Raw genomic sequence first — 16,690 nt, 5'->3', positions numbered from 1 at the left:
CGGCCGTTCCGGACTGCTGGGCGCCCGTCACGCTGCATCGCAGCATTGTCACTTTACATATTTGCAAGCCGGGCATAACGCTGGGGACATTCGGGCCCCCTATATCGGGGACAAGATCCGTTCCGGAGCCGTCCCGAAGCCCCCGATGCCCCGCCCCTTCGCAGGGGTCGACGCGGCTGCGGGACTGGCGCCGTCCAGTCCGCAGAAGGAGCCGCGTCATGACCGACAGACCGCAGGATATCGAACAATCCGTGCCGTGGTTCTGGCCGATGGCGGCCGTCCTCGGCTGGCAGGAGGCCGGCTATCAGGCGATGGCCGACGGGCTGCGCTTCGTGGAGGAAGCGGCCGAAATCTCGGACCCGCCCGAGCCTGACTGGGCCAGTCCGAACAAGGTTCTGCTCGATCTCGACACCATGCGGCTGCGCGATTTCGGGGGCAGTGGCACCGGGCTTCCGGTGATCGTCGATGCGCCCTATGCGGGTCATTCCGCCACCATCGCCGATTTCGCGCCGGGGCAAAGCCTGGCCGCGACGCTTCTGGCCTCCGGGCTTGGCCGGGTGCTGGTCACCGACTGGAAACCGGCCACGCCCGAGATGCGCGATTTCGACATCGACAAGTATCTGGCCGAGATCAACGTCGCGATCGACGAGGTCGGTGGGCGCGCGATCCTGGTGGGCCTGTGTCAGGGCGGCTGGATGTCGGCGATGGCCGCCGCCCGCTTTCCTTCCAAGGTGGCGGCGCTGGTGCTGGCGGGCTCGCCCATCGACACCGATGCGGGCGACGGGCCGATCCGCCGGATGGCACATGAGACGCCGCTATCGGCCTATCGGGACATGGTGGCCGCCCATGACGGCCGGATGTCGGGCAGCCTGATGCTGACCGGTTGGAAGAACATGCATGCGGAAAAACAGTATCTGGGCAAGTTCCTCGACCTTTACGCCCATATCGAGGATCGCAACTATATCGAGCGGACCGAGACTTTCGAGCGCTGGTACGAGAACCCGCTGGATCTGCCGGGCCGCTATTACCTTCAGGCCATCGACCTGCTGTTCAAGCAGAACCTCTTTGCAAAGGGCGAATTCATGGGCCTGGGGCGGCGGCTGTCGCTGAAGGATGTAACCTGCCCGGCATACCTTCTCGCGGGTGAAGGCGACGATATCACCACCCGGGAACAGGTCTTCGCCGCCGAGGATCTCCTGGGCACGCCGAAGGCGCAGATCCGCAAGTTGCTCGCCAAGGGCGGGCATATCGGGCTCTTCATGGGGCGGCACACCTTGACGGATGTCTGGCCGGGCATCGCGGAGTGGATCGCGGAACAGGGAGGCAAGTGATGGACGCACAGGACCAGCCAGAGGGCAAGACGCTGCCCCCCACCGACCCGCAAAAGGGGCTGAGCACGGCCGAGGCCGCGGCCCGGCTGGAGCAATTCGGCCCGAACACGCTGGCCGAGGAGCATCGGAGCCTTCTCAAACGGATCTTCGGCTATTTCTGGGGGCCGATCCCCTGGCTGATCGAGATCGCGGCGATCCTGTCGCTGGTCCTGTCGGACTGGGCCGATTTCGGCGTGATCCTGGCCATGCTGCTGGTCAATGCGGGCGTCGGCTTTTTCGAGGAGAACAAGGCCGATTCCGCCATCGCCCTGCTCAAGCAGAAGCTTGCCCCCGCCGCCCGGGTGCTGCGCGACGGCCGCTGGCAGGAGATCGCCGCCAAGGACCTGGTGCCGGGCGATCTGGTGCGGCTCGAGATCGGCAACATCATCCCGGCCGACCTGCGCCTGACCGAGGGGCAGTATCTCTCGGCCGACGAGGCGGCGCTGACGGGCGAATCGCTGCCGGTCGACAAGGTGGTCGGCGACACCGCCTATTCGGGCTCGGTCGTGCGGCTGGGCGAGATGGTGGGCGAGGTTACCGCGACCGGCATGAGGACCTATTTCGGCCGCACCGCGGCGCTGGTGCAGGGTCCCGAGCGGCCCTCGCATTTCCAGCAGGCGGTGATGCGGATCGGGAACTTCCTGATCGTCGCCGCGCTGGTGCTGGTCACCATCATCCTGATCGTTTCGATCTGGCGCGAGAATCCGCTGTGGCAGACCGTGCAATTCGCGCTGATCCTGACGGTTGCCGCCATTCCGGTGGCTTTGCCCACGGTGCTGTCGGTGACGATGGCGGTGGGCGCCGAGCGGCTCGCGCGGATGAAGGCCATCGTCTCGCGGCTGGTCTCGATCGAAGAGATGGCGGGCGTCGATGTGCTCTGTTCCGACAAGACCGGCACGCTGACCCTGAACCAGCTGACCGTCGAAACCCCGCGCCCCGCGGCGGGCGCGACGGCAGACGATCTGCTGCTGGCCGCGGCGCTTGCCTGCAATGCCAATGCGCCTGACGCCATCGACCAGGCGGTGCTGGCCGCCGCCGACGGGATCGAGGCGCGGCGCGATTACAAGCTTTCGACCTTCACGCCCTTCGATCCGGTCTCGAAACGGACGCTGGCCGAGGCCCGGCGCGGCGACGAAACCTGGCGCTTTGCCAAGGGCGCGCCGCAGGTGATCCTCGATCTTGCGGGGCTGGAAGGTGCTGCGCGGACCGCGCTCGAGGCCGAGGTCGATGCCCTGGCGGCCCAGGGGTTCCGCGCCATCGGTGCGGCCCGGGCCGAAGGCGAGGGCGCCTGGCAGTTCCTCGGGCTGATCCCGATCTTCGATCCGCCCCGGCCCGATGCCGCCGAGACCATCGCGAAGGCCGGCGAGATGGGGGTCACCGTCAAGATGATCACCGGCGATCACGAGGCCATCGCACGCCAGATCGCGGGGCAACTGGGTCTTGGGCAGGCGATGTACCCGGCGGGCCAGCTTCTGGAGGGCGACCCGGCCGAGGTCGAGGCGCGGGTGCGCGCGGCCGACGGCTTTGCGCGCGTTCTGCCCGAACACAAGTTCCGTATCGTCGAGGTGCTGCAGCAGGGCGGCAGCATCGTCGCGATGACCGGCGACGGGGTGAATGACGCCCCCGCGCTGAAGCGTGCCGATGCCGGGATCGCGGTCAGCGGGGCGACCGACGCCGCGCGCGCCGCCGCCGATCTGGTGCTGACTGAAAAGGGCCTGTCGATCATCACCGAGGCCATCGCCGAGGCCCGCCGCATCTTCGAGCGGATGACCAGCTACGCGACCTTCCGCATCGCCGAGACGATCCGGGTGCTGCTGTTCATGGCGCTGGCGATCCTGGCCTATGACGTCTACCCGGTCACCGCGATCATGATCGTGCTGCTGGCCGTGCTGAACGACTTCCCGATCATGATGATCGCCTTCGACAACGTGGCCGTGTCGCCCAAACCTGTCCGCTGGGACATGCGCCGCGTCATCACCGTCGCCTCGACGCTGGGAGTGATGGGCGTGGTCGAGACCTTCCTGCTGTTCTGGTATGTCGACAGCGTGATGCACCTGCCGCGCGAGACGATCCAGACGCTGATCTTCCTCAAGCTCCTCGTGTCCGGCCACATGACGCTGTACGTCACCCGCAACCAGAACTGGTTCTGGACCCGGCCCTGGCCCGACTGGAAGCTTTTTGCGACCACCGAGGCGACCCAGGTGATCGGCACGCTGATCGCGGTCTATGGGGTGCTCGTCACCCCCATCGGCTGGACTGCGGCACTTCTGGTCTGGGCCTATTGCCTGGCCTGGCTGCCCATCGAGGGCGCCATCGCCATGGGCGTGCGGCGGCTCTATGCCGCGCGCCGGGCGGCGGCCTGACGCGCGGCGCGGCGCCCGATCATCGGCACTGGGCGGCGATCTCAGTCCGCGTCGGACAGGACGCCCGCGCCGATCAGGGCATCGATCTCGGCCTCCGTCAGGCCCCAGTCGCAAAGTGCGCGGGGGGCCGGGCGGCTGGCGCTTTCGGGGCCGAGCGCGATCCGGCCCGGGGTGCGGCCGAAGCGGGGCGCGGGGGCCGGTTGCACCACGCCGTCGACGGTCTCGAACAGGCCACGCGCCCGCGCCTGGGCCGATCCCGGCGCCTCGGCAAGGTCGAGAACCGGCGTCACGCAACCGTCGCTTCCGTCGAAAAGCGCGGCCCAGTGATCGCGCGGCCGGCTGGCGAAGATCGCCTCCAGGCGTGCCGTGCAATCGGCTTCGTCCTCGGCCCGGCCGGACAGGAATTGCGGGTCGTCCGCCAGCCCCAGCCGGTCCAGCAGGACCTTGCGGAAGGCGGGCTCGACCGCCGCCACGACGACGGCTCCGCCATCGGCACAGACATAGGTGCGATAGCAATGCCGCCCGCCGTCCAGCATGTTGCCGCCCGGGGGCGCGTCGTGCAGGCCAAGGGCCGCCATCCCCGACACCATCGCATAAAGGCTGGCCGACCCGTCGAGGATGCTGGCATCGACCACCTGGCCTTCGCCGCAGCGCCAGGCGTTCATCACCGCCGCAAGACAGCCCACGACGGCGAAAAGCGCGCCGCCGCCCATGTCGCCCATCAGGGGCGGCATGCCCTTGGGCACCCGCCCGTCCTGCCCGAAAAGCGACAGCGCGCCCGAAAGCCCGGTGAAGTTCATGTCATGCCCGGCCATTCCGGCCATCGGCCCGTTCTGCCCCCAGCCGGTCATGCGCACATAGGCCAGGGCCGGATTGGCCGCGAGGCAGGGCTCTGGGCCGAGGCCCAGCCGCTCCATCGTGCCGGGGCGGAACCCCTCGATCAGTGCGTCGGCCTCGGTCACCAGACGCAGAACCAGCGCCCGGCCGGCGTCGGTCTTGAGGTCGACCCGGACATGGGGACGCGAGCGATAGGTCACCGCAGCGCGCCCGGCCGCGGCCGGGTCAAGCGCCGGATCGGGCGCGGGATAGCCGCCGGGCCGGTCGATGCGGATCACCTGCGCGCCCAGATCGGCCAGGATCATCGCGGCATAGGGGGCGGGGCCAAGCCCCGTCATCTCGACGACGCGAAGCCCGGTCAGCGGCCCCTCGCGCGTGGTGGCGGCGGCGGCGGGCTCGGGGCAGGGGCGATAGGGCATCGGGGCGTCTCCGGTCGAAGCGATCCGCCCATCGGCTTAGCGCAGATCGGCCGTCCGGGACAGGTGCCCGGCACCGGCGACGCGGCGGAAGGCCTGGCACAAAAGGGCAGGGGGCTGAAGGGAGAGACAGGCGGACGCCGTCGGGGTCGGTCGATCCGGAACCGATGGGGCAGGCCGCGACCGGCAGAGACGACGCCCGGCAGCTGAACAGGAACCGATCGCGGCAGGCCCCTGCAAAGGATCATACCGCAGAATCGGCCTGCCGGATAGGGTCGGTCCATCGGGACTTGCCAAAGTCGGCCGGACTTGGTCTGACCGCAACGGGAACCATCAGGACAGGAGACCGCCGTGACCGGGAAACACGCGCGCGAAGGCTATGTATCGAAGGCCGGACTTGAGGTCGCGGCCGAACTGGCCGCCTTCATCGAAGAGGCGGCCCTGCCGGGCACCGGGGTCGCGCCCGACCGGTTCTGGGAGGGGCTGGCCGGGCTTGTGCACGACCTGACGCCGAGGAACCGGGCGCTGCTGGAGACGCGCGTCAAGCTGCAGGTGCAGATCGACGCCTGGCATCAGGCCCGGCGCGGTGCGCCGCACGATCACGAGGCCTACAAGGCCTTTCTGGAAGAGATCGGCTATCTGCTGCCCGAGGGCGGGGATTTCGAGATCGAGACCGAGGGGCTCGACCCCGAGATCGCCTCGGTGCCGGGACCGCAGCTGGTGGTGCCGATCACCAACGCGCGTTACGCGCTGAACGCGGCCAATGCGCGTTGGGGCAGCCTCTACGACGCGCTTTACGGCACCGACGCGATGGGCGGCCCAGACCCATCGGGCGGCTACGACCGCGGCCGCGGCGCGCGCGTCGTGGCCCGGGCGCGGGTCTTTCTGGACGAGGCCTTTCCGGTCTCGGGCACCAGCCATGCCGATGCCCGGCGCTACCATGTCCGGGGCGGCGCGCTGCTGGTCGACGACCATCCGCTGGAAGACCCGGCCAAATTCGTGGGCTATCGCGGCCATCCGCGTGCACCCGACGCGGTCTTGCTGAAGAACAACAACCTGCATGTCGAGCTGGTCTTCGACCGCACCCATCCGGTCGGCGCCCGCGATCAGGCGGGGCTTGCGGACATGCGGCTGGAAAGCGCCGTTTCGGCGATCATGGATTGCGAGGATTCGGTCGCCTGCGTCGATGCCGTCGACAAGACCGTTGCCTATCGCAACTGGCTGGGGCTGATGCGGGGCGATCTGTCGACCGATTTCGTGAAGGGCGGCGAGCGGCTGACCCGGGCGCTGTCGCCCGATCTTGACTTCATCGCGCCCGATGGCAGCCCGCTTGCGGTCAAGGGCCGGGCGTTGATGCTGGTGCGCAATGTCGGCCATCTGATGACCAACCCCGCGATCCACGACGGTGCGGGCCAGGAGGTGTTCGAGGGGCTGATGGACGCGGCCATCACCACCCTGATCGCGATGCATGACCTGAAGAAGACCGACGGCGCGCGGAACTCGGTCGCGGGCTCGATCTACGTCGTCAAGCCCAAGATGCACGGGCCCGACGAGGTCGCCTTCGCCGACGAGACCTTCACCCGGGTCGAGGCGATGCTGGGCCTGCCGCGCTATACCGTCAAGCTCGGCATCATGGACGAGGAGCGCCGCACCTCGGTCAATCTCAAGGCGTGCATCCGCGCGGCGAAGCACCGGGTGGCCTTCATCAATACGGGCTTCCTCGACCGCACCGGAGACGAGATCCATACCTCGATGGAGGCCGGGCCCTTCAGCCGCAAGGACTTCATCAAGCGCAAGTCCTGGATCACCGCTTACGAGAACCTCAACGTCGATATCGGGCTCGAATGCGGACTGTCGGGCAAGGCCCAGATCGGCAAGGGCATGTGGGCGATGCCCGACAAGATGGCGGCGATGCTGTCGACGAAGATCGAACACCCCAAGGCCGGCGCCACCTGCGCCTGGGTGCCATCGCCCACGGCCGCGACGCTGCATGCGCTGCATTATCACCAGGTCGATGTCTTCGCGGTGCAGGCGAGCCTGAAGGCGGGCGGGCGGCGGGCCCATGTCGACGGCATCCTCGACATTCCGCTGGCCACCTTCCGCAAATGGTCGCGGCCCCAGATCGTCCGCGAGGTCGAGAACAACGCCCAGGGGATCCTCGGCTATGTGGTACGCTGGATCGACCAGGGCGTGGGCTGTTCCAAGGTGCCCGACATCAACGATATCGGTCTGATGGAAGACCGCGCCACCTGCCGGATCTCGGCCCAGCATATCGCCAACTGGCTGCATCATGGCGTGGTGACCGGGGATGAGGTGGCCGAGGTGATGCGCCGCATGGCCGAGGTGGTCGATCGCCAGAACGAGGGCGACCCGGCCTACCGACCGATGGCGCCGGACTTCGACGGCGTGGCCTTCCGTGCCGCCTGCGATCTGGTCTTCAAGGGCCGTATCCAGCCCTCGGGCTATACCGAGCCGGTGCTGCATGCCCGGCGGCTGGAACGGAAGGCCGAGATCGCGGGGGCCTAGGCCCGGGGCTCAGGCGGCGTAGCGGGTCGCTCCGGCGCGGATCTGTTCGCTGAGTTCGATCAGTGCCTCCAGCCGTGCGCGGATGTCGGCATGGAAGGTCTCGAGCTGGTCGATGGTGGCCGCAAGCCCTTCGCCGCCAGCCGCGAGGCGCCCGCATTCGACCCGGCCCATGACCCGGATCGAGTCGAGCCCCAGCACCACGCGGCGCAGGTCGCGGCTGGTCTGGGACATGGTCGCCGCGGCGGCCAGCGCCTCGTGCAGATCGGCCCGCGCCTTGGCGGTGCAGCGCGCCTGCATCGCGCCCAGCAGTGCCAGTTCCTCGTCCCGGTCGGCCGGGCCGAGCGGCTCCTTCTCGTTGCGGAACTGGCGCAGCAGGTCGGATTGGACCTCGGCGGCGGCCAGCATGAAGACGGCATCGCCCACGACCCGGGCCAGACGGTCGCACAGATTGCCGTCCTGACCGGCAAAGCTGTGCAGCTGCGCGATGATCTCGGCCGACGCGACCTTGTAATTGTCCGAAATCGCGGTGATCGGCCCCCCGACCGGTTCCAGCCGGGCGGCGAAGATGCGCATGTTGGTGGGGATCGACTGCAACGCCTCGAAGGTCTGGATCAGCGCGCCCTGTTCCCGGGTCGCGGCGGTCAGGCTGGCAATCACCTTGTCAAGCGCTGCCAGGCGGGTGCCGCCATCGCTGCCGACAGAGGCGCGCTGGGCAAGCTCCTGCCCCAGCGCCTGGGCCATGAAGTCCTCGTAGCTCGGGAAACCCAGCGCAGTCAGCCGCTCGAGCAGCAGCGCGGCGCTGTCTTCGGGGCTGAGCTTGTCGGCCAGTTCGCGGGCGCGCAGCGCGCGGTACTCGGCCTGGACGGCCGGAAACAGCGGTCCGGACGGCTTGATCCGGACCGAAAGATACCCGTCGTCCATCGGCATGACCACGGCGAAGACCCAGTAGTAGCGTCCGTCCTTGGCGAGGTTCTTGACATAGGCGCCGATCGGGCGCCCCGACTGGATCGTCTGCCAAAAGAGCCAGAAGACCGCGCGCGGCATGTCCGGGTGGCGGATGATCCGATGCGGTGCCCCGATCAGTCCCGGCCAGTCATGGCCGGAGATCCTCTTGAACACCGCGTTACCAGCGCGAATGACCCCCCGCGAGTCAGTACGGGAGTAGAAGATCTCCTGTAGTGCGAACGGCACTTCGCCCGTCTCGGGCTGGTCGCCCTGACCGACGCCGGGATGCGCCATGACGCCTCCGTAAACTCATACAAACACGGGACTTTCTTGTCGTGAGCTCAGGGCTATCAGTCGAATCTTAATGAAAACTTTCCGGGCTTTTCGTGACGTTGGGTCACTTGAGGGGGCGGGGGTGCACGCCTCGGGACGAAGCGGGAACATCGCGTTCCGACCGGTCCGGGTGCGCCAATGCCGCCTGCAGGCGCGCGACTCGGCAGGGCCGCGCCGGCCCGGCGAACGCAGTGTCGCCGGGCGGACCTAGTGGCATCTGAGCGGCTGTTACGCCGCGCCCTGCGCGGTCACGCGGTCGACGACCGCCTGCAGCCGGGCGAGCGTAGCGTCGGTATCCGCGAGCTTGTCGAGCCCGAAGAGCCCGATCCGGAAGGTGCGGAAGTCGGACCCCTCGCCAACCTGCAGCGGCGTGCCCGAGGCGATCTGCATGCCCTCGGCGCGGAACCGGGCGCCCGACTGGATCTGGGGATCGTCGGTATAGCAGACCACGACGCCCGGCGCGGCAAAGCCCGGCGCCGCGACCGAGGCGAAGCCGCGCGCGGCCAGCATCTCGCGCACCTTGCGGCCCAGCTCGGCCTGCGCCGCCTTGGCGGCCGCAAAGCCCATCTCGCGGGTCTCGGCCATGGCGTCGCGCAGCCCCAGAAGCGCGTCGGTCGGCATGGTGGTGTGATAGGCATGCCCGCCGTCTTCATAGGCTTTCATGATCGTCCGCCATTTCTTCAGGTCCATGGCGAAGGAGTTCGAGGCCGTGTCGGCCAGCCGCTCGGCGGCGCGGGCCGACAGCATCACCATCCCGGCCGAGGGCGAGGCCGACCAGCCCTTCTGCGGCGCCGAGATCAGCACGTCGACGCCGGTTGCCTGCATGTCGACCCAGATGCAGCCCGAGGCGATGCAGTCCAGAACCATCAGCGCGCCGACCTCATGGGCGGCCGCGGCCATGGCGGCGATGTAGTCGTCGGGCAGGATGATCCCGGCCGAAGTCTCGACATGGGGGGCGAAGACCACATCGGGGCGGGTTTCGCGGATCTTGGCGGTCACGTCCTCGATGGGCGCGGGCGCGAAGGGCGCCTTGGCGGCATTGCCCGCGGGACGAGCCATCAGCACCTCGGTTTCCCCGGCAAATCCGCCCGCCTCGAAGATCTGGGTCCAGCGGTAGGAGAACCAGCCGTTCCGGACGATCAGCGCGCGGCGTCCGGTGGCGAACTGGCGCGCGACGGATTCCATCGCGAAAGTGCCGCCGCCGGGCACCAGGGCCACTTCGGCCGCGCCATAGACCTCGCGCAGCATCGCCGAGATGTCGCGCATGGCGGTCTGGAACTTGGCCGACATGTGGTTCAGCGAGCGGTCGGTGAAAACGACGGAAAACTCGCTCAGGCCGTCGGGATCGACATCGGGACGCAAGCCGGGCATCGGGCAGGACTCCTATGCAATTTTGCCACAGCACTAGGCTCTTGGGCGACGGGATGCCAGCGAAAACCGGGCCTCGGCTCAGCCCGCCAGCGCCAGCGCGGCCCCGCCTGCCGCCCCCAGCAGGACGACCGCCCAGGACGGCGCGCGCCAGAGCGTCAGGGCCAGAAAACCGGCCAGCCCGAGCGCGAAATGGCGCAGATCGGTGATCCCGCCGGTGAAGAGCGGATCGTAAAGCGCGGCCCCCAGCACGCCGACGACGGCCGCGTTCGCCCCTTGCATCGCAGATTGCGCCCGGACCCGGCGGCGGAGGGCGTCCCAGAAGGGCAGGACGCCGATCAGGATCAGGAAGCCCGGCAGGAACAGCGCCGCCAGCGCCAGCAGGGCGCCGACAGGGCCGTTCGGCTCGGGGCCGAGCACCGCGCCGAGATAGGCCGCGAAGGTGAAAAGCGGCCCCGGCACCGCCTGCGCCGCGCCATAACCTGCCAGAAAGGCGTCATGGCCGACCCAACCCGGGGCGACGGTGCCCGCCTCGAGAAGCGGCAGCACCACATGGCCGCCGCCGAACACCAGCGCCCCGGCCCGGAAGAAGCTGTCGGCGACTGCCAGAGGCTGGCCGAGGCCCGCCAGCAGCGGCAGGCCGCAAAGAAGGCCTGCAAATAGCCCAAGCGCGGCGGCCCCCTGGCGTGGGGTGACCCGGCCGGAGACCGGGGCGGCCGCGCCGGGGGCGCCCCGGCCAAGCCAAAGCCCCGCCAGCGCGCCAAGGGCGATGGCCGCCACCATGCCGCCCGCGCCGGGCAGGGCCGCGAGGACCGCCACCGCGCCCAACGCGATGGCCGCGCGCGGCCGGTCGGGGCACAGGGTCCGGCTCATGCCCCAGACCGCCTGCGCGACGATGGCGACCGCCACCGTCTTCAGCCCGTCAAGCGCGCCCTGACCAAGCGGGCCGGTGACATGCGTCGCGGTCATCGCGAAGCCGAAGAGGATCAGGGCCGAGGGCAGGGTGAACCCCGCGAAGGCCGCCAGCGCCCCGGCCCAGCCCGCCCGCATGAGCCCGAGCGCGAAGCCGACCTGGCTGGAGGCGGGGCCGGGCAGGAACTGGCAGAGCGCCACAAGATCGGCATAGGCCGCATCGCCCAGCCAGCCGCGCCGCGTCACGAATTCATCGCGGAAATAGCCCAGATGCGCGATGGGGCCGCCGAACGAGGTCAGCCCGAGCCGCAGGAAGACCGCGAAGACCTCGGCGGCGTTGCCCCGGCCCGGCGCTGTCGTATCGCTCATGGCCACCGGTCCTTCGCGCCTTGCGATGCGACCGTCCTGCCGCCGTGCTGTGACGCTGGCATGACGGCGGGGGTCAGCTCAGCCCCGTTTCGATGGCCAGCCGGATCAGTTCGGTGGTGTTGCGCAGGCCGAGCTTGCGCTTGAGCTGCGAGCTGGTGTTCGCCGCGGTCTTGTAGCTGATGCACAGCGCATTGGCGATCGACTGCAGATCCTCGCCCCGGCCCAGCAGCCGCAGCACCTGATGCTCGCGCTCGGTCAGGGCGCTCAGCGGATCGGACTTGCCGCCGATCTTCATCGAGGCGACCGAAACGGCCAGCCTGTGCGGCAGGAAGATGTCGCCCCGTTCAAGCGTCCGCACCGCCTCGAGAAAATCCTCGGGTGCCGAGTTCTTAGACAGATAGCCCCGCGCACCGGCCTCCAAAGCCTTGGCCGCGAAAACCGCCTGCTCGTTCATCGTGAAGACGAGGATGGCGGCGTCCGGTGCGCGGGCCAGCAGGGGGCCGATCATGTTCAGCCCGCCGGGGCCGGGCATGCCGAGGTCGAGCACGATCAGACCGGGGCGGCAGGTTTCGGCCAGACGGTAAGCGATGCGCTCGTTCAGGGCCTCGAGGATCTCGTCATAGCCCAAATCGCGCAGCAACTGGCCGCAGCCGATATGGGTCACGGGGTGATCGTCGACGATCAGTGCGGAGCGCGTCATCGGGCGGGCTCGGGTTCGACGCGGGCGGCCAGGTGCCGGGTCAGCGGCAGGATCGCCGAAAGCCGGGTCCCTCCGGCCTGGCGGCGTCCCAGATCGAGCGTTCCGCCCAGCGCCCGCACCCGGTCGCGCATCGCGGTCAGGCCGCGGCCCTCGACCGCGCGCTCGGACAGGCCGAGGCCATCGTCCTCGACGGTCAGATACAGCACCTCGACCCGGCCGGGAAGTTCATGCGGCTGCACCTCGACCCGGACGCGGCGCGGGCGGCCATGGCGCAGTGCGTTGGTGACGCCCTCCTGCACGAAGCGATAGGCGGTCAGATCGACGATTTCCTCGGTCTCGGGCAGGCGGTCGGGCAGGGCGATGTCCCACTTGATTCCGGTATGGGTGCTCTGGAACCCGTCGATCATGTCGCCCAGTGCCTCGACCAGCGGCAACTGGCCCACCGTCATCGGCCGGAGCGTGGTCAGCAGCCGGGTATTCGCGGTCTGGATCTGGTCCACGATGGCGGTCACGGTCTGGGCGTCGCGCAGCAGCGTATCGTCGCCGCTTTTCAGCGCTGCGCGGGCAATGGCGCCCGCCTTGACCTTGAGACCGAAAAGGCAGGGGCCGAATTCGTCATGCAGCTCCATCGCGATCGAACGGCGTTCGGCGTCACTCAGCGCGACGATCTTGCGGGCCAGCGCGGCCCGGTCGGCCTCGCTGGTCTCCAGGCTGCAGGCAAGGTCGTTGAAGCCGCCCACCAGCGGCTGGAAATCGGGACTGGGCACGCCCGAAATCCGGGTCGTCAGCGCGCCGCCCCTCAGCGCGCCGAGGCCCCGGTTCAGCGTGTCGAGGGGGCCGAGCGCCCGGCGGATCAGCACCACCAGCGCGACGACCGTCACCCCGAAGCCGATCCCCAGCGCCCAGAGCAAGGCCGCCGCGTCTTCCCAGACCTCATCGATTTCGTCCTTGGGCGCGGCGGTGATCGAGACGAAGCCATAATCGGTGCCGTTGACCAGGACCGGCAGTCGGGTTTCCTGCTCTGCCGGCATCACCAGGTCGCTGAACCAGTGCGGCGCCGCGCGCGCGCCCGCTTCGGCGCCGCGCTGGTCGCGGGCCTCGGCCCGGGTGACCGGAAGCGCGCCGGTGCGGGCGTCGAAGAGGGCGATCCGCACATGGCGCGGCTCGACCAGCGTCTCGGACAGCCCAGCCAGAACCTGATCCGGCGGCAGGCTGCGCAGGGCCGCGCCAACGGCCGCGATCACCTGCGCCCGCGCCCCGGATTCCGCAGCCGACATTTCCAGGTCGACGGCCCGGCGCGCATTGTAAAGCAGCACGCTTGCCGCCAGCCCAAGTGCTGCCAGCTGCATCAGACCCACACAGAGCACGACCTGCCAGCGCAGGTGCAGCCGATCCACCATCCGCACTCCTCCCTGATCCGCCAAGCATAGCGACTCGCGCGGCTCCGGTCGATTGCCCAAAGGTCGAAGCGGGAAAACCGGACCCCGGGATTGCCGAATCTTCCCGGCCAGAAAGGGGAGGAACGGCGGCGCCGGGCCGTGCTAGCCAGACAGAGGAGGAGATGAGGGGGGAACGGATGGCGGTCGTGCCAGGAGGTTGGTCTTGCCTCTTTAACCTGTGCCTGCGGTGGCGGGGGGTGGTCTTCGCCCTGCTGACCGCAGCGGCGACACTCCCTGCCGCCGCGCAGGAGGTGCGTACCGCCGTGCTGAGGATCGAGTACCCCTCTCTCCTCCCGCTGTCCCGGATCGACCTGCCGGTGCCCGATCTGGGGCTCGCGGGCGCGCAGCTTGCGACCATGGACAACACCACAACCGGCGGATTTCTGGGACAAAGCTACGACACGGTGGCGCTGAGCGTGCCGCCCGAGGACGCGGACGAGGCGTTTCGCGGGCTTCTGGATCGCGGCGTCCGGCTGTTCGTGGTGATGGCGCGCACACCCGAATTGCTGGCGCTGGCAGATGCGGCGCCGCCTGATGCGCTGCTTTTCAATGCGACGGACGGCGACCGGGCACTGCGCAGCGAAGCATGCCGCGCGAACCTTCTGCACGTGGCGCCCAGCGACGCGATGCGGGCCGATGCGCTGACCCAGTTCCTTGTCTGGAAGAAATGGACCGACTGGGCGCTGATCGAGGGATCGAACCCGGCCGACCGGGCGCTGGCCGAGGCCTATCGCGCCTCTGCCGCCAAGTTCGGGGCCGAGATCGTCGCGGAAAAGGTCTTCGAGGATACCGGCGGCTCGCGGGTGTCCGATTCGGGCCATGTGCTGGTGCAGCGGCAATTGCCGGTCTTCACCCAGGACCTGCCCGCCCATGACGTGGTGCTGGCCGCTGACGCGACCGATTACTTCGCGGACTACCTGCCCTTTAACCTCTGGTCGCCCGCGCCGGTCGCGGGCTCGGCGGGGCTGCGGCCCCTGACCTGGGCGCCGACGCATGAATCCTGGGGCGCGACCCAGTTGCAGACCCGGTTCGAAAAGCTCGCGGGCCGACCGATGCGCGAGGAAGACTACCAGGCCTGGCTGGCGCTTCGGGTGATCGGCGAGGCCGTGACCCGCACCGGCTCGGCCGATCCGGCCAAGATCCGGGCCTATGCGCTGGGCGACGCCTTTGCGCTCGCGGCCTTCAAGGGCCAGCCGGTGAGTTTTCGGCCCTGGAACGGCCAGTTGCGCCAGCCGATCCTGCTGGCGACCGGGCGGATGACCGTCAGCGTCTCGCCGCAGGAAGGCTTCCTGCATCAGGTCTCGTCGCTCGACACGCTGGGGCTCGACCGGCCCGAATCCGCCTGCACCGCCTTCAAGGAATGAGGATACCGATGTTTCGCGCCGCTCTTCTGGCCGCCGGTTCCGTCGCGGCCGCCACCCTGCCTGCCGCCGCGGGCAACGTCTTCGTGACCAACGAGAAGGGCAACACCGTCAGCGTGCTCGACAGCGCGACCTGGGAGGTGATCGCCGAATTTCCCGCGGGCAACCGTCCGCGCGGCATCACCATCGCCCCCGATGGCAGCGAACTTTACGTCTGCGCCTCGGATGACGATCTGGTGCGGGTCTTCGATCCCCGAACCTTCGAGGAGATGCACACCCTGCCATCGGGACCCGACCCCGAACTGTTCGTGCTGCACCCCTCGGGCAACCCGCTTTACATCGCCAACGAGGACGACAACCTGGTGACCGTGGTCGATACCGAGACCCATGCCGTGCTGGCCGAGGTGCCCGTGGGGGTCGAGCCCGAGGGCATGGCGATCAGCCCCGACGCCCGCGTGGTGATCAACACCTCGGAAACCACCAACATGGCGCATTTCATCGACGCCGAAACCTACGAGATCGTCCATAACGTGCTGGTCGACCAGCGCCCGCGCTTTGCCGCCTTCACCGAGGACGGCACCAAGCTTTACGTCAGCGCCGAGATCGGCGGCACGGTCAGCGTGATCGACATGACCGCCGAGCCGCCCGCCATCGTCCGCAAGATCGACTTCGAGGTGCCGGGCGTCCTGCCCGAATGGCTGCAGCCGGTGGGCATCGCCATCACCTCGGACGCCGCGCGGGTCTTCGTGGCGCTGGGCCCCGCCAACCGGGTCGCGGTGATCGACGGGGCGACAGACGAGGTGCTCGATTATCTGCTGGTCGGCCAGCGCGTCTGGCAGATGGCCTTCACCCCCGACCAGAGCCATCTGATCACCACCAACGGCAATTCCAACGACGTCTCGATCATTGACGTGGCCGCGCTGGAAGTGATCCGGTCGGTTCAGGTCGGCCAGCAACCCTGGGGGGTGGCGGTCGCACCGGACTGACAGGAAAGAAGACCAAGACAGGGAGGAACAGACTTGAGACCCATCGCCTTCGCGCTGGCCGTTCTGGCTGCGGCGCCGGCCGCGGCCCCCGGCTTTGCCGCGCCGCTCTGCGACCAGTTCGGCTTTGCCGGGCTTCTGGCCAAATGCAACCGCGGCGCGCCGATCGAGCTGACGCTGGCCTCGGGCCAGCCGCTTTACGCGGGCGACGGCCCGGTCGAGTTGCAATCGGGTGCCTATTACGAGTTGCACGTGACCGCCGACGGATCGGCCGAACTGGCCTTGCAGGGGCCCGATTTCTTTCGCGCGATCTGGATGAACGAGATCGTCATCGAGGATATCGAGGTGCGTCCGATGGCCATCGACAGCCTTGAATTCGACGCCGCCGGAACCGTCCGGCTGTCCTTCGTCGCGATCAAGCCGGGCAGCTACGAGCTGAAGATCCCCGGCAGCAGCGGCGACAGCCAGCGCGTCGTCCTTGCCATCCGTTGACCCTGAGGAGACCCCGATGATCAGACCGCTTGTTCTTGCCGCCCTGCTGGCCCCGGCCGCGCTGACCCCGGCGCTGGCCGACGAGGCCGTCCCGGCCGAAACCGCCGATCGGATCGCGGCGATGCTGGCCGACATGCAATGCGAGATGGACCCCGCCGATATCGAGGCCGAGGACAACGGAGGCTTCGAGCTTGACGACGTTTTCTGTGCCGATGGCCAGTACGACATGGACCTGAACGCCGATCTCGAGATCACCGAGCGCCGCAAGGAGTGACG

General features: G+C 68.8%; 13 protein-coding genes. 7 read left to right on the top strand and 6 right to left on the bottom strand.

Going from position 1 to position 16,690, the window contains the following annotated elements; genetic code table 11:
* Positions 1-218: 218 nt before the first annotated feature.
* Positions 219-1,331, top strand: a complete 1,113-nt coding sequence (locus C8N38_RS11260; protein ID WP_108027276.1) for an alpha/beta fold hydrolase — start codon at positions 219-221, stop codon at positions 1,329-1,331.
* Complete coding sequence (locus C8N38_RS11255; RefSeq protein WP_108027275.1) at positions 1,331-3,733, top strand: plasma-membrane proton-efflux P-type ATPase; 2,403 nt, start codon at positions 1,331-1,333, stop codon at positions 3,731-3,733. Before C8N38_RS11260 ends, C8N38_RS11255 begins: the two co-directional genes overlap by 1 nt.
* Before the next feature lie 41 nt (positions 3,734-3,774).
* Here C8N38_RS11255 and C8N38_RS11250 read toward each other — a convergent pair whose 3' ends face one another.
* A complete protein-coding gene (locus C8N38_RS11250) occupies positions 3,775-4,989 on the bottom strand; it encodes a CaiB/BaiF CoA transferase family protein (RefSeq protein WP_108027274.1) in 1,215 nt (404 codons plus the stop codon).
* Positions 4,990-5,337: 348 nt separating this feature from the next.
* Here C8N38_RS11250 and C8N38_RS11245 point away from each other — a divergent pair, with 348 nt between their 5' ends.
* Positions 5,338-7,512: a malate synthase G gene (locus C8N38_RS11245; RefSeq protein ID WP_108027273.1), complete on the top strand. Its 2,175-nt coding sequence runs from the start codon at positions 5,338-5,340 to the stop codon at positions 7,510-7,512.
* A 9-nt stretch (positions 7,513-7,521) separates the two neighbouring features.
* Here the strand turns inward: C8N38_RS11245 and C8N38_RS22140 are convergent, their stop codons facing one another.
* The 5 genes from C8N38_RS22140 to C8N38_RS11220 all read right to left on the bottom strand — a co-directional run bounded on the left by C8N38_RS22140 (position 7,522) and on the right by C8N38_RS11220 (position 13,539).
* On the bottom strand, positions 7,522-8,751 hold the full coding sequence (locus tag C8N38_RS22140) for a PAS domain-containing protein (protein ID WP_108027272.1): 1,230 nt from the start codon (positions 8,749-8,751) through the stop codon (positions 7,522-7,524).
* 267 nt (positions 8,752-9,018) lie between these two features.
* Positions 9,019-10,161 (bottom strand): aminotransferase class V-fold PLP-dependent enzyme, encoded by a 1,143-nt coding sequence (locus C8N38_RS11235; protein ID WP_108027271.1) that lies wholly within the window; start codon positions 10,159-10,161, stop codon positions 9,019-9,021.
* Between the two features lie 78 nt (positions 10,162-10,239).
* On the bottom strand, positions 10,240-11,439 hold the full coding sequence (chrA, locus tag C8N38_RS11230) for a chromate efflux transporter (protein ID WP_108027270.1): 1,200 nt from the start codon (positions 11,437-11,439) through the stop codon (positions 10,240-10,242).
* A gap of 73 nt (positions 11,440-11,512) precedes the next feature.
* Positions 11,513-12,139, bottom strand: a complete 627-nt coding sequence (locus tag C8N38_RS11225) for a response regulator (protein WP_108027269.1) — start codon at positions 12,137-12,139, stop codon at positions 11,513-11,515.
* Complete coding sequence (locus C8N38_RS11220; protein ID WP_108027268.1) at positions 12,136-13,539, bottom strand: ATP-binding protein; 1,404 nt, start codon at positions 13,537-13,539, stop codon at positions 12,136-12,138. The genes C8N38_RS11225 and C8N38_RS11220 overlap by 4 nt, the downstream gene beginning before the upstream one ends.
* Before the next feature lie 236 nt (positions 13,540-13,775).
* Between C8N38_RS11220 and C8N38_RS11215 the strand changes: the two genes are divergently transcribed.
* Genes C8N38_RS11215 through C8N38_RS11200 form a run of 4 tightly spaced genes read left to right on the top strand, consistent with a single transcriptional unit; the run spans position 13,776 to position 16,688 of the window.
* Positions 13,776-14,942 carry an ABC transporter substrate-binding protein gene (locus C8N38_RS11215; protein ID WP_245895683.1) on the top strand — a complete coding sequence of 389 codons (1,167 nt, stop codon included), beginning with the start codon at positions 13,776-13,778 and terminating at the stop codon, positions 14,940-14,942.
* 8 nt (positions 14,943-14,950) lie between these two features.
* Entirely contained in the window at positions 14,951-15,925 is a 975-nt protein-coding gene (locus C8N38_RS11210; protein WP_108027266.1) for a YVTN family beta-propeller repeat protein, read from the top strand.
* Between the two features lie 33 nt (positions 15,926-15,958).
* Positions 15,959-16,414, top strand: coding sequence for a cupredoxin domain-containing protein (locus tag C8N38_RS11205; RefSeq protein ID WP_425440040.1), 456 nt, complete (start codon positions 15,959-15,961; stop codon positions 16,412-16,414).
* Between the two features lie 16 nt (positions 16,415-16,430).
* Positions 16,431-16,688: a hypothetical protein gene (locus tag C8N38_RS11200; RefSeq protein WP_108027265.1), complete on the top strand. Its 258-nt coding sequence runs from the start codon at positions 16,431-16,433 to the stop codon at positions 16,686-16,688.
* The last annotated feature ends 2 nt before the right edge of the window (positions 16,689-16,690 follow it).

This window comes from Rhodovulum kholense (genome assembly GCF_003053725.1).
Classification (GTDB): domain Bacteria; phylum Pseudomonadota; class Alphaproteobacteria; order Rhodobacterales; family Rhodobacteraceae; genus Rhodovulum; species Rhodovulum kholense.
Note: the sequence above shows the minus strand (reverse complement) of the source record. Positions and strands in the feature narration are given on the sequence as shown.

Excerpts from the sequence above, each read along its gene's own strand:
- C8N38_RS11250 (WP_108027274.1), bottom strand. The coding sequence starts at position 4,989 with ATGCCCTATCGCCCCTGCCCCGAGCCCGCCGCCGCCGCCACCACGCGC.
- C8N38_RS11225 (WP_108027269.1), bottom strand. The coding sequence starts at position 12,139 with ATGACGCGCTCCGCACTGATCGTCGACGATCACCCCGTGACCCATATC.
- chrA (WP_108027270.1), bottom strand. The coding sequence starts at position 11,439 with ATGAGCGATACGACAGCGCCGGGCCGGGGCAACGCCGCCGAGGTCTTC.
- C8N38_RS11220 (WP_108027268.1), bottom strand. The coding sequence starts at position 13,539 with ATGGTGGATCGGCTGCACCTGCGCTGGCAGGTCGTGCTCTGTGTGGGT.
- C8N38_RS22140 (WP_108027272.1), bottom strand. The coding sequence starts at position 8,751 with ATGGCGCATCCCGGCGTCGGTCAGGGCGACCAGCCCGAGACGGGCGAA.
- C8N38_RS11260 (WP_108027276.1), top strand. The coding sequence starts at position 219 with ATGACCGACAGACCGCAGGATATCGAACAATCCGTGCCGTGGTTCTGG.
- C8N38_RS11210 (WP_108027266.1), top strand. The coding sequence starts at position 14,951 with ATGTTTCGCGCCGCTCTTCTGGCCGCCGGTTCCGTCGCGGCCGCCACC.
- C8N38_RS11200 (WP_108027265.1), top strand. The coding sequence starts at position 16,431 with ATGATCAGACCGCTTGTTCTTGCCGCCCTGCTGGCCCCGGCCGCGCTG.
- C8N38_RS11255 (WP_108027275.1), top strand. The coding sequence starts at position 1,331 with ATGGACGCACAGGACCAGCCAGAGGGCAAGACGCTGCCCCCCACCGAC.
- C8N38_RS11235 (WP_108027271.1), bottom strand. The coding sequence starts at position 10,161 with ATGCCCGGCTTGCGTCCCGATGTCGATCCCGACGGCCTGAGCGAGTTT.